This is a genomic window from Alkalihalobacillus bogoriensis ATCC BAA-922, assembly GCF_000621445.1.
Lineage (GTDB): Bacteria > Bacillota > Bacilli > Bacillales > Bacillaceae_F > Bacillus_AO > Bacillus_AO bogoriense.
Genome location: NZ_JHYI01000014.1, coordinates 22,207 through 35,749 on the forward strand (window position 1 = coordinate 22,207; position 13,543 = coordinate 35,749).

Annotated in this window: 11 protein-coding genes; 7 read left to right on the forward strand and 4 right to left on the reverse strand. The window is 36.7% G+C overall.

Features of this window, described 5'->3' with window-relative positions:
- Positions 1 to 225: 225 nt before the first annotated feature.
- The 3 genes from T323_RS0106810 (at position 226) to T323_RS0106820 (ending at position 3,395) form a co-directional block, all read left to right on the forward strand.
- Positions 226 to 1,554, forward strand: a complete 1,329-nt coding sequence (locus tag T323_RS0106810; RefSeq protein WP_026672603.1) for an extracellular solute-binding protein — start codon at positions 226 to 228, stop codon at positions 1,552 to 1,554.
- Between the two features lie 126 nt (positions 1,555 to 1,680).
- Complete coding sequence (locus T323_RS0106815) at positions 1,681 to 2,559, forward strand: carbohydrate ABC transporter permease (RefSeq protein ID WP_026672604.1); 879 nt, start codon at positions 1,681 to 1,683, stop codon at positions 2,557 to 2,559.
- 14 nt (positions 2,560 to 2,573) lie between these two features.
- Positions 2,574 to 3,395, forward strand: coding sequence for a carbohydrate ABC transporter permease (locus tag T323_RS0106820; protein WP_026672605.1), 822 nt, complete (start codon positions 2,574 to 2,576; stop codon positions 3,393 to 3,395).
- A gap of 36 nt (positions 3,396 to 3,431) precedes the next feature.
- Here the strand turns inward: T323_RS0106820 and T323_RS0106825 are convergent, their stop codons facing one another.
- Entirely contained in the window at positions 3,432 to 4,040 is a 609-nt protein-coding gene (locus tag T323_RS0106825; RefSeq protein WP_026672606.1) for a YesL family protein, read from the reverse strand.
- Positions 4,041 to 4,209: 169 nt separating this feature from the next.
- On the opposite strand from T323_RS0106825, the gene xylB reads away from it, so the two are divergent.
- Entirely contained in the window at positions 4,210 to 5,709 is a 1,500-nt protein-coding gene (gene xylB / locus T323_RS0106830; protein WP_026672607.1) for a xylulokinase, read from the forward strand.
- A 110-nt stretch (positions 5,710 to 5,819) separates the two neighbouring features.
- Here xylB and T323_RS0106835 read toward each other — a convergent pair whose 3' ends face one another.
- The gene (locus T323_RS0106835; RefSeq protein ID WP_026672608.1) at positions 5,820 to 6,977 is read right to left on the reverse strand and encodes a serine hydrolase domain-containing protein; all 1,158 of its coding nucleotides are present in this window, start codon (positions 6,975 to 6,977) and stop codon (positions 5,820 to 5,822) included.
- Between the two features lie 236 nt (positions 6,978 to 7,213).
- Here T323_RS0106835 and T323_RS27860 point away from each other — a divergent pair, with 236 nt between their 5' ends.
- Positions 7,214 to 7,675: a pentapeptide repeat-containing protein gene (locus T323_RS27860; RefSeq protein WP_051556421.1), complete on the forward strand. Its 462-nt coding sequence runs from the start codon at positions 7,214 to 7,216 to the stop codon at positions 7,673 to 7,675.
- 150 nt (positions 7,676 to 7,825) lie between these two features.
- On the opposite strand, the gene wecB is transcribed toward T323_RS27860, so the two are convergent.
- Positions 7,826 to 8,926, reverse strand: a complete 1,101-nt coding sequence (wecB, locus tag T323_RS0106845) for a non-hydrolyzing UDP-N-acetylglucosamine 2-epimerase (protein WP_035178061.1) — start codon at positions 8,924 to 8,926, stop codon at positions 7,826 to 7,828.
- Positions 8,927 to 8,970: 44 nt separating this feature from the next.
- A complete protein-coding gene (locus T323_RS0106850) occupies positions 8,971 to 10,473 on the reverse strand; it encodes a glycosyltransferase family 2 protein (RefSeq protein WP_026672610.1) in 1,503 nt (500 codons plus the stop codon).
- Positions 10,474 to 10,709: 236 nt separating this feature from the next.
- Between T323_RS0106850 and T323_RS26200 the strand changes: the two genes are divergently transcribed.
- Together T323_RS26200 and T323_RS0106860 are read left to right on the forward strand one after the other, a co-directional pair.
- Positions 10,710 to 11,843: a DUF2974 domain-containing protein gene (locus T323_RS26200; protein WP_051556423.1), complete on the forward strand. Its 1,134-nt coding sequence runs from the start codon at positions 10,710 to 10,712 to the stop codon at positions 11,841 to 11,843.
- Between the two features lie 187 nt (positions 11,844 to 12,030).
- Complete coding sequence (locus tag T323_RS0106860) at positions 12,031 to 13,527, forward strand: carboxylesterase/lipase family protein (RefSeq protein WP_026672611.1); 1,497 nt, start codon at positions 12,031 to 12,033, stop codon at positions 13,525 to 13,527.
- Positions 13,528 to 13,543: the final 16 nt, after the last annotated feature.

The following is a 13,543-nucleotide window of genomic DNA, read 5'->3' on the forward strand; positions in this document are numbered from 1 at the left end:
TTATATCAAGTCAATAAAGTGATTAAATAGAAAAACCTTCCATAACAGCATCATAACATAACATGAAATGTTGGAAACGCTTCCTCACAAATCTATTATAGCATTTAAAAAATTAAAATGCACTTAGTTTATCCACTAGACAAACGATGTTTTTAATGATACCATTTATATTAAGTTAGCAAAACAAACAGCTAACATGTTTAATCATACTAAGGGGGTATCGTAATGAAGAAAAGGAAAGCGATTACATCATTGTTTGCATTAGTAGCAGGTGCTTTAATTGCTACTGGATGTTCTGGTTCTGGTGATGATACAGGAGGAGAGCAAGCTACTGAAAATAATGGTACTAGCTCAGGAGAAACGGCTACAGTTGAATTTATGCACTTATGGCCACAAGGAAGTTCAGCAGAGCATCACAGAATTGTAAATGAAATTATTGCTGACTTTGAAGCAGACAACGAGAACATCAAAATTGATATGCAAGTATTAAGTAACGAGCAGTATAAAGATCAAATTACCGTTCTTGCATCTTCTAATCAACTTCCAGATGTAGGGATGACTTGGGCTGCAGGTTACCTTGATCCATTCGTTTCTGGTAATATGTTTGCACCATTAGATGATGTATTAGACAATGGTTTACGAGAAGAGTTTGTAGCTGGAACTCTAGAAGCTTATGAAAAAGATGGAAAGAGTTACGGATTACCATTAGAGTTAAATACAGTGTATGTTTACTATAATAAAGCGATTTTTGACGAGTATGGACTTGAAGCTCCACAAACGTATGAAGAGTTCGAGCAAGTCATTGCAACATTAAATGAAAATAACGTAACACCAATTGCATTAGGAAACAGAGATAGCTGGACTGGTTCAATGTGGTATATGTACTTTGCTGACAGAATTGGTGGCTCTGATGTATTAACAAATGCGATTAATCGTACAGGTTCATTCGAAGATCCAGCATTAGTAGAAGCAGCAGCGAAGATTCAAGAAATGGTAGAAAATGATGCATTTGCAAGCGGATTCAATGGTCTTGCTGATGAAGAAGCAAAAAGCATGTTTATGAATGAGCAGTCTGCAATGTACATGATTGCAACTTGGGACTTACCTAACTACACAACAAATGAAAGCGTTCCACAGGAGTTCAGAGATAGTGTTGGCTACTTTAAGTTTCCAACAGTTGATGGTTCAGGAGACCACAATAGTTTTGTAGGTGGACCTGGAGTTGGCTTGTTTGTTGCTGAAAATTCTGATGTGAAAGAAGAAGCAAAGCAATTTGCAGCTTATTTCGTTGAAGAGTGGGGTACAAGAGCAGTTTCTGAGGCAGGTGTTCTTCCTGCAACAACGGTAGATGGAGAAAACTTAGATTTACCAGATGTGTATGTTGAAGTATTACAAGATTTAAATGATGCAACGAACTTAACATTATATGCTGATGTACAAATGAGTTCTGCGGCAGCACAAGTTCATCTAGATTTAATCCAATCTTTATTCGGATTGCAAATTACACCTGAAGATTTTGCTAAGCAACAAGAAGAAGCTCTTTCAAATGAGTAATCTTTACAGAGGTATCTGCTAGTTTACAAGAGAATACAACATAAAGAAGAGCTCCTGTAATAAATGAAAAGGACGATTCCCACGTTGGATAGTCCTTTTCAAATTCAGATCAAGGGGGTTAACAGTATGGATAAGGTAATGTCGAATAAATGGTTTATCGCTTTATATATTCTTCCTGCATTAATATTAGTAAGTATCCTCATCTTCATCCCTTTACTATTAACAGGGTACTATGGCCTTATGAAATGGGATGGAATTGGAGCAATGCAGTTTATTGGATTAGATAATTATGTTCGAGTCGTACAAGATGCTAAGTTTTGGCAAAGTGCATGGCACTCTTCTTTATTAGCAGTTTTTTCAACATTAAGTCTTATTATTTACTTAGCTGTTTCGATGATCCTTGCTTCTAATATTAAAGGATCCGATCTTTTAAGAAAAGTTTACTTAATTCCTATGCTTTTGTCTTCAGTGGCGATTGCACAGCTTTGGATTAAAATTTACAATCCTTCAAATGGGATGTTAAATACTGTACTAGGCTGGTTTGGTGTAACGAATCCACCGTTATGGCTTGCTGATCCGAATATTGTTCTTTTCTCAATTTTCATTCCAATTTTATGGCAATATGCAGGTTTTTACATTTTAATTTACTATGCCGCACTAAAAGGAATTCCAGAATCGATTATGGAAGCGGCTAGAATTGATGGAGCTTCACCAATTCAAATTGCGTACAGAATTAAATTGCCACTTATTATGGGGGTTGTAAAAGTAACCGTTGTTCTTGCTATTGTTGGTTCACTTAAATATTTTGATTTAATTTATGTTATGACTGGTGGCGGACCAAACGGAGCAAGTGAAGTTATGGCTTCATACATGTATAAGCTAGCATTTGGAACAAATAACTTTGGCTACGGAAGTGCTGTTGGTTTCATGTTACTTATTATTACATTGGTAGTAACAGTGGTGATTCGTAAAGTAACAGCAGAAAAAGAAGAGATTCAATACTAAGGGAGGTTTTTGTAATGGGGCGTATAGGTTACTTTTTTCTTTATTTAGCTTTGGGCGTTGTTGCGGTATTTCAAATTTTCCCTATTGTCTGGCTGTTTCTTTTCTCCTTAAAAGACAATCGTGAAATTTTTGCAGGTTCCCCGTTTGCATTGCCTGAACAAATTAAATGGGAAAACTATTTAGCAGTTTGGGAAGGCGGGATTGGCGGATACTTTTTTAATAGTGTTTGGATTACAGGTGTTTCTATTTTACTTACATTATTAATCGGTAGTATGGCAGTGTTTGTTATTACGAGAATGAAATGGAAGCTTAGTAAACTAGTATTAGGATTATTTATGGTTGGTCTTATGATCCCGATTCATTCATCATTAATTCCGCTTTTTAGTATGTTTTTAAATGTAAACATGATTAATAATCCATGGTCGATTGTTATCACATATACAGCGTATAATCTACCAATTACGATGATGATTTTACTAGGGTTTTACACAACGCTTCCAAGAGAAATTGAAGAAGCAGCCATTATTGATGGTGCATCACTACATCGCTTATTTTTCCGAATCATTTTACCCATTTCAGCACCGATTTTATCAACGACAGCGATTATTAATATGATTTATAATTGGAATGAGTTTGTTTTCGTTAATACGTTTATTAGCTCTGACAAATATAAAACATTAACAGTAGGAATTCAAAATTTCGTTGGTCAGTATATGACGGATTGGGGCGCAATTGGAGCAACTCTTATTATTAGTGTATTGCCGATTTTACTTGCATTCTTGTTCTTTAGTAATAAGATTGTCGAAGGGATTTCTTCTAGTGCTGTAAAAGGATAAAAAAACACCTGCCTTTAAAAAAAGACAGGTGAGTCATTATCTAGTTTTCTTTTCGGCAATTCTTTTAAAGACATCTAGTGAAAACCAAACTGTAATAAAACAATAAAAGCTTGCACCAAATACGAAACCTAAAGCAGGAATAACATAAACAATGAAATAAAATGCCAGTAAACTAACAAAGATAAACACGGTATGAACCGGACTTACGAACATCATGAGAAGGGCATTTTTAAAGGTTTGGGCAATCGATAAATCAAAATGGACATAAGTTGGAAAAAGGTAAAAGAGCAACATGATAAATAGTAACATTCCAGCTAATAAAGGTGCAGTCGTCCAAGTGAGCAGTTCTCCCATGTTTGCGTACAGGAAGAAAATGTTGAAAATGAATATAAAGGAAATACCGTAAATAAATAAACCTAAAAAGTTACTTTTGAAAAATTCACTTTTATAGTACTGCCAGAAGGATTTTAATACAGGCGAATCTGAATTGCCTCTTAGCCATTGTCTTACTAAAGAAAACATGGCGATTGTAGCAGGGAATAACCCAAAGAGTATTCCACCAGCTAATGTGAATAAAACCCATAAGACGTTTATATAGGCGAAGCGTGTGATCCATTCTAAAATTTGATAAAGCGCGCGACTCATAGTGTACCTCCTGATTTGGACATTCATTTACTATTATAAAGGATCATAACGTAAATATTATAGTAATTTAAAACTTTGTTTGTCTAATGAATGAACTATTAAAGTGAACTGCTTACTTGATTTAAATGTTCAGGCAGTACTAGTAAAAGCGAAGATCGGAGAGGATAAAATGAAATATGTCATCGGTGTAGATTTGGGTACAAGTGCAGTGAAAATATTACTAGTGAATCAAGAAGGCGATGTCGTTAAGGAAGTATCAAAAGACTATCCACTTATCCAAGAAAAAACAGGGTACAGTGAACAAAATCCAGACGATTGGGTAACACAAACTGTGAAGGGTTTACAGGAGATTACTGCAGCTTTTGATGGAGACATAAATGATATTGAAGGAATGAGTTTCTCAGGACAAATGCATGGGCTTGTGTTGTTAGACGAAAATCATGAACCGTTACGTCATGCAATTTTATGGAACGATACACGGACAACAGCGGAATGTAGAGACATTTATGAAAAAGTTGGGGAAGAGCGTTTGCTTGAATTAACAAAAAACCCGGCACTAGAAGGATTTACGTTACCAAAAATTTTGTGGGTGCAAAAACATGAACCAATGATTTTTTCTAAAGCGAAAACATTTGTGTTGCCAAAGGATTATGTTCGTCTTAAATTGACAGGAAAGCTCCATATGGACTACTCGGACGCTGCAGGAACATTATTATTGAATGTTTCTAAAAAAGAATGGAGCAAGGAAATTTGTGAGCAATTCCAACTTGATGTGAATTTTTGCCCGCCATTAGTTGGTTCTCATGATGAAGTGGGTACGATCCTTCCAGCAGTAGCAGAACAAACGGGGTTATCTAGTGCAACAAAAGTATTTGCTGGTGGAGCTGATAATGCATGCGGAGCGATAGGTTCTGGTATTTTAGAAGAAGGAAAAACATTAGCTAGCATTGGTACATCAGGTGTCATTTTATCATACGAGTCTAGTGAAGATAAAGATTTTAAAGGAACTGTACATTATTTTAATCATGGTGCACCAAATGCTTTTTATACAATGGGTGTAACGTTAGCAGCGGGGTATAGTTTAAGTTGGTTTAAAGGTGTTTTTGCTAAAGATGAAGAATTTACAGAGCTTTTAACTAATGTCAGTAATATTCCACCAGGTGCAAATGGGCTGTTGTTCACACCATATATCGTAGGAGAACGAACACCGCATGTTGATTCAACCATCCGAGGAAGCTTCATCGGGATGGATAGTTCACATACACGTGATGATTTTGTTCGCGCAGTACTTGAAGGGATCACATTCTCTTTGCATGAATCCATTGAAATTTTCCGTAACCATGGAAAGCAAATTGATACCGTTGTTTCGATCGGTGGCGGGGCAAAAAATGAAGCATGGCTTCAAATGCAAGCCGATATTTTTAACGCGAAAATTGTAAAGTTATCGAGTGAACAAGGTCCAGGAATGGGAGCAGCTATGCTAGCGGCATATGGTTCTGGCTGGTTTGGATCTTTACCAGAATGTGCAGCCACATTCTTAAAAGTAGATAAAGAGTTTCTTCCAAACGAAGAAAATGTCTCTCGGTATAATGAAATATACAAATTGTACAAAGAAGTGTATGTACAAACAAAAGAGCTGAACGAAAAGCTAGTTCCGTTCCGAAAATAAAGATCATATCAAGAGGGTTATCACGAAAGGCACTGAGCCTTTGTGATAACCCTTATTTTTTAATTTGGTCTAGTCTAACGAATGATAACAACGATTAACGAATAATTTCTTTAAAGTGCGCCGTATATGACAGCACGTAATCTCGGCTGATGAATCGCTTCAAAGTTCGGTAGCATTTGCTGCATATATACAGCGGATAGCTGTTCTTTAGGGTCAATGAGTACCCATGTTCCTGCTAAACCTGACCATCCAAATTCCCCAATCGAACCATTAATCCCTCCTTCAGCTGGATCGACCATCGTTCTTACACCTAAACCATAACCATACCCTCGTAAATAATCCCAATGGTATGAAGGTTTTTGGATATCTGTCAAATGGTTGGTGGCCATTAATTGGATCGTCTTAGAGCCGATAATACGGGTACCGTTCCATTCGCCACCGTTTGCGAGCATATGGGCAAAGCGACTGTAATCTCCTAACGTCGATAACAATCCGGCTCCACCTGCTTCAAATGTTGCACTTGGATGGAATTGTTCGTCCATCGTTTCCTCTTTAGTTAATGTTCCGTCTTCTTCACGATTATAAATGGAAGCAAGGCGATGTCTTTTATGTTCAGGGATCTTAAAAAACGTATCTTCCATTCCAAGCGGTTGAAAGATTTCTTCATCAAAAAATTCACTAAGCTTCTTACCGGAGACGACTTCAATTAATGCGCCAAGGACATCATGACTAAACCCATAATGCCACTTCGTTCCTGGATCGAATGCTAACGGAATAGAAGCAAGCAGTTTGGATAAGTCCCGTGCTGTCGAAGTTTTCCTTTGTTTCTCGGTCATTTCTTCTAGCGCTTTCGCAACATGTCGTTCGGTTGGATTTCCATCTCCAGGATATGTTAATCCCGATGTCATCATAAACAAATCTTTAATAGTTATCGATCTTGTTGCTGGAGAAACTACCATTTCCCCTTGTTCTTCACGGTAAACTTGCGGATTTTTGAATTCTGGTAAATAGTCCTCAAGAGGATCATTAAGCAAAAATAAGCCACGTTCATATAACAGTAAAGCAGCTGAACAAGTGACAACTTTCGTCATAGAGTAGATTCTGAAAATCGTATCTTCGCTAATTGGCTTCTTTGTCACTATGTCAGCAAAACCTACGTAATCTTTAAATACGGTTTTTCCTTGATGCATGACTGCCAATGAATTTCCCGCTGGACCATTTTCTACAAATGTTTTTAATAATGGATGAAGTTTTTGTAAAGATTCCAAATTTTATTCCTCCTATAAGAGAGCGATTACATTGAATGGGGAGTTTATATCCTCTTTACTCTTTTCGACTAAGGTTTCGTATTTCCTTTTTGTGTTAACGATGCTTATAAAGAATCCTTCTATAAAGCGGGAATATTGAAATAACGGGAATTTTGTTAAAAGTCTAGATTTTTTTAGAGAAGAACACTTATATTTGATTTTCTTCAGACTTGTTATTAAAAGGGTTGGTGAATAGTATGAGTAAAAAAGTTTGGCTTGATAAAAATGGGGTAGAGTTCGAAGAAAAACCAGAATATCCTGAGATTGAATTAGAAGACCGCAGGAATGAGGTTGTACGTCATATAACGCTTAAAGAGTCGAAATGGTTTGGAGTGGATTTAAGATTTTCAAAATTTACGGATGTCAATTTTGTTGGTACAGAATTAAAACATATTTTCTTTTCAAATGTGAAAGTTGATTCAATGCAATGGGGTGGCACAGTTTTTGAAAATATAATACGTCCAGCAAATAAAAGCGATTTTTCTGGCTTACCAGGATGTAAAGGTTGGGTTAATGCGGAACCTGTTACTTTTAAGAATTGTGATATATCAACTGCTAATTTTGAGAATTGTAACTTATCTAAAGTAAATATAGAAAACTGTAATATAGATGGGTTAAGAATAAATGGTGTATTAATTAAAGATTTATTAGATAAATAATGGAGATTATCAAACGGCTTTAAACAGTACAAAAAATAAATACTGAAATACTACATGGAGTATTTAAAATAGCTTTAACAAATTGGGAAGGAATTAAATAAAGTATGTATATAGCACCGCATCTAGCAGTGCCATTACGTAGATATTTTTTTACGATTCAATTATATGCAATCTCAAATAATCAACAATTTGTTGCGCTGTTGTGCCGTCTCCATACGGATTAGTGGAATGAGCCATTTTTTTATACTCTTTTTCATCTTGTAATAAGGTCGTTACCGCTTCTGTAATCGTTGTTTCATCAGTACCAACAATTTTTAACGTTCCAGCTTCAACCCCTTCTGGACGCTCGGTGCTTTCTCTTGCTACTAAAACAGGAATATTTAAAGCAGGGGCTTCTTCTTGTATACCGCCTGAATCTGTTATGACTAAATATGCTTTTTTCATGACATGGCAAAAACTTTCATAAGCAAGAGGAGCAATTAAATGAATTCGCTCATTCGTGAGTAAATGTTCAGATACTTGTTTTCTAACATTTGGGTTTGGATGAACAGGGAAGAGAATGTCGATATCAGGATGTTTATTCATTAGTTGATTAATAGCTGCATAGATTCCTTTTAATTGAGCAAAGTTTTCACGTCGGTGTGTTGTTAATAAAATAATTTTTTGTTTTTTATCGAAAATGGATTGCAAGGCTTCTGGGAATTGGTATGGTCTAGACGTGACATTTATCAAAGCATCAATCACTGAATTTCCGACAACAGCAATTTTTTCTTCCGGTACTCCTTCAACAAGTAAATTTTGTTTGTTTTTCTCTGTTGGAGCAAAATGATAAGTGGATAGCTTTGTGACGACTTGCCGGTACATTTCTTCTGGAAATGGTGAATAAATCGTATTCGTTCTAAGCCCAGCTTCGATATGACCAATTGGAATATGGTTGAGGAAGGCTGTATAAGCCCCTACAAATGTTGTTAACGTATCGCCTAACACGAGTACGATATCTGGTTTTTCTTGTTTTAACACTTCACTAACTTGAACAATCATATGGGCCGTTAATTGTTCAAGTGGTTGATTTGGTTTCATCAAAGCCAAATTATAATGCGGTTTAATCGAAAACAAATCGAGTACTTCATCTAATATTTCACGGTGTTGACCAGTATTTACAGTGACACATTCGAATTCGTTTGCTCGTTGAAGAGCTTGAATAACTGGAGCGAATTTGATGCCTTCTGGTCTCGTACCGAATATCGTCATGATTTTCAATTTATCACCTACTTGGATATTTTTTGTAAGGAGCATTAGTTTCTTATTAAATTTACTTTTGTAATAATACCATCAGACTCTTCAAATTGAGGTGTAAATTCATTCCCCCACCGTTCTAGCATTTCAAAAACGATAAGTTGAAATTGATGTTTTAACTGGTCTTTTTTTTGAATAGTTAAGTTTGATTGATGTCTTCTTTGGTGGTACAACGCCGCATTGATCCAATGAAGTTTATACTTTTCAGCTAGTTTGAGAAACATGAAATAATCATCAACATCCAGTGTTTCACCTCGAATCGCTGTCTCCCAGCCATTAACAGCTTCTAATGCATTTTTTCTAAACAGTCGTGGACAATGGGTTTGCATTGTAGATAAGACTTCATATTTATTTGCATAAGGAATTCCTGGAACAACAGGTCCTTCTTTTAGCCCATTTTCTGTGTCATACCATAGTTTCCGATTCGCATAGACTAACCCTACATCTTCAGGTTGAGTGGCCATCTCATTAACCATGATTTCAAGTGTTTGTGGGTCAAGCCAATCATCACCATCAAGTTCAAGCACATATTGTCCAAGCGCATATTGTAAGCCAATATTTAAAGCTTCAGGTTTCATTCTTTTTTCAATATGAATCGGAATGATGCGATTATCATGCCAATTGTGAATTTTGTTTAAAGTTGCATCTGTGGAGCCAACATCAAGTAACACAATATTAAAATGAGGGAAGGTTTGAGATAGGACACTTTCGACACATTGCTCAATATAGTGTTCATGGTTATGAGCCGTAATAATGACGGTAACGACTGGAATCATATTGTTTTTCTTGCGGTAATCAAGACTTGCTTTCATGCTTTGTAAATATAACTCTTCTCTCGGAGTTAACGTTGTTAATGAATGTTCACCATTTAATCGGTATTCCATAAGTGGCATTGCCAAAAATTTAAACTCCCCATAGTCTTTCAAGCGAACCCAAAACTCATAATCTGAGACGACACCATATTTCGGATCATAGCCACCGGCTTGTTCAAAGGCTGTTCTAGTAAATAAGAAAGATGCGCCGACAAAGCAAGTCGATAATATTTCCTCTTTTCCTCTATTCATTAGCTTTTTCATTGAAGCAAACCAACCGTCCAACGGTTCCAGCCGTTTTCCTTGCTCATTAATTGGCCAGTATAGAGAATAGACTAGTGCGGTATTAGAAGGCGCATTTTCCATCGCTTTGACTAAACGGTTTAAAAATTGTGGGTGTTGGCGATTATCACTAGAAATCCAAGTTAAATAAGGACAATCCTTTAAATGGCTAAATCCTTCATTTAACGAATAAGCAATTCCTTTATTCTCCTTGCGATGAATGATTTTATGAGAACAACGCAATTGCTTTGCGGCTCTATATGTTGCATTTACGGTTTGTTGATTCGCCCCGTCAATAACAATCACGAGTTTGAAATTGGTATACGTTTGTTTATCCATTGCTTGTAAACATTCATATAAATAAGCGGGTTTTTGGTGATAGACAGGTAGAACAACCCCAACTTTCATGTGTCTCATCCTTTCTTAAATTAGACCGTATTAAAAGGCAGATAATACAATATATTGAGTTTGTTAGTTCTGGTCACGTCAAACACCCGGTATCCATTCTTTTTTAACTACAAAAAAGGTTGAGAAGCATAGGAGTTAAACGTAGTTTCTAGGCAAATAAATCGAAATTCGTAAGCTTGATTTTAAAAGTTGAGTGTGTTAATTGTTGGTTATTAGAGAAAAAAGTAGGGGATATGATGGCGAATATCATTGATTATTTAGATTGGCGTGGAGATTTATCAATGGAGCAATCTCCGTTTAATGAAGTTGATAATCTTGTCTTGTCCCAAATGGCTTATATCAATTTTGAAGAAATTGTACCTTCAATGGAAAGTAATGAAAGCATTACAATTAAAGAAGTATCGGACCGTTATTTTTCTTTACATTCTGATGAAGACATAAAAGACTTTGGCTACTTAGTTCGAATCTCTTTACCATTACTGAAAAAAATGGGTCAATGTCGTCGTTTTGCTAATGCTAAATTAGCAAAGTACGTGAATGTTGTTGATATTTATGAGCAAAAACAGTTTTCTGCGATTCACATTTTGTTAGAAGACGGGACGATTTATGTTGCTTATCGCGGAACAGACAATACGATTATTGGCTGGAAAGAGAACTTTACGATGACGTTTATGACACCGATCCCATCCCAAATAGAGGCTTTCCATTATTTAGAAGAGACAGTGCGAGATTCTGAAAGACAGCTAAGGATTGGTGGTCATTCAAAAGGAGGGAATCTATCTGTTTACGCGGCAATTCATTGTTCCCCGTCAATTCAGTCTAGAATTATTCAAGTGTATAATAATGACGGTCCTGGTTTTGAAAGAAAGATAACGCAAAGCAAAGAATACCAAAACATGCTCCCGCGGATAAAAACGATTCTTCCACAGTCCTCCATTGTCGGAATGCTTCTTGAACATGAGGAAGAATATAGTGTTGTCAAAAGTAGTCAAGTCGGTTTTTTACAACATGATGCTCTTTCGTGGGAAGTAGTAGGCAAGCAGTTTATTGTTGTTGAGCAGGTTGCCAAAGAAAGCCAACTATTAGATGTGACATTAAAAGCGTGGCTAAACAAAATGGATAAAGAGCAAAGGGAACGGTTTGTTGATGCGATGTTTTATGTGTTCCATCAAACAAATGTAAATAGCTTTGATGATTTATCACAGCAAAAATGGAAAAAGGTGACGGAGATGATTAAAGTATTAAAACATATGTCACCAGAAAATAAAGACATATTAACAAGAACATTTACGTTACTTTTTGAAGAAGGGAAACGAGTATATAGAGAAGCAAAAATGGCAGCAAAAGAAAAAGAAGAAGGGAAACGGTAATCGTGGTGAGACTCCTTGTGTTTGTGTACTTGTCGGTCTCACCTTACTCTTTTTTCAGGGCGTGCTAATAAAGAAAAATGTAAAGTTGTTGTTTTGTATATTTAAAAAGGAGATTTATTCCATTCCCTAGAATACTATCGTAAGTTAATAAAGAGTCTTTTATTATAGGTTGAAAGGGGTATCGTATATGTCTGACAGAATTGTTGAAAGCGCTTACGGTAAATTGCAAGGAGTAAAGGAGGAAGGCGTCTTTGCTTGGAAAGGGATTCCTTATGCCAAACCACCACTTGAGTCACTTCGATTTCAAGCTCCGGAAAAACCAGAACCTTGGAGTGGAATTCGAGATGCAACATCATTTTCTCCGATAGCTCCCCAACCAGACTTAGAGGTAATGAACTTTTTAGGGAACGATTCATCTACTCAAAGTGAAGACTGTCTTTACTTAAATGTATGGTCACCTGGAGCAGATGACAAAAGAAGACCAGTGATGGTATGGATTCATGGTGGTGCTTTTGTTGCTGGTTCAGGTTCCGGCAAGTATTATGATGGTGCATCCTTTGCCAAAAACGGTGATGTTGTCGTCGTTACGTTGAATTACCGTCTCGGTATCCTAGGGTTTCTTCACTTAGGTGAGATAGCTGGCGCTGACTATGCAACGTCTGGAAATTGTGGACTGTTGGACCAGGTTGCTGCCCTTGAATGGGTTCAAGAAAACATCGCTATGTTTGGAGGTGATCCGAGCAATGTGAACGTATTTGGGGAATCGGCAGGAGCAATGAGTATCGGTGTGTTACTGGCATTTCCTTCTGCAAAAGGGTTATTTCATAAAGCCATATTACAAAGTGGTGCAGCAGCAAATGTTCATTCAGTTGATCATGCTTCAAAAATAGCAAGTCAGCTTGTAACAGCGTTAAATATAGAAACATCAAACCTTTCAAAGATACAACACATCCCAGCCGAACAATTAATTCGAGCATCAACTCATCTCCCGTTTATGAGTCTAGGGCCAGTCATAGATGGCATTTCACTTCCCAAACATCCCGAAGAAGCACTTGCTGAAGGTGCAGCAAAAGATATCCCAATCTTAATTGGTACAAATAAAGATGAATACAATCTCTTTAGTGCATTTGATCCTGAATGGAAAGAAGCAGATGAGGAGAAAATTAAGGCGAATTTCGAGAAAGTTTTCGGGCCATTAGTGCCGTTTATTTCTCAATATTTGGCTGAAAATGGTCAACTATCTCAAGACCTATTTAATCAACTTTTAACGATGAGTGTTTTTACATCTCCTGCACAAAAACTAGCAGAAATCCAAGTGAAACAAGGATCTTCTATTTGGATGTACCGATTTGACTGGGAAACACCAATATTTAATGGAATCTTAAAAGCTACCCATGCTTTAGACATCCCGTTCGTATGGAATACGCTCAATAAGCCTACTGTCGAAAACTTTACAGGCACTAATCCGAACCGACAAACGTTAGCAAACGATATGCATCACAGGTGGATTGCCTTTGCTTATGATGGCAATCCAAATTCCGAAGCAATGCCGGAGTGGCCAACATACGACCTTGAACAACGGGCAACGATGCTCTTTAATGAAAAAAGCATTGTTGCTTATGATCCTAACAAAAAAGAGCGCTTACTATGGGAGCAAGCAGCGATGTTAATGAAAATGGGATGACGTATTGTTCCTAACG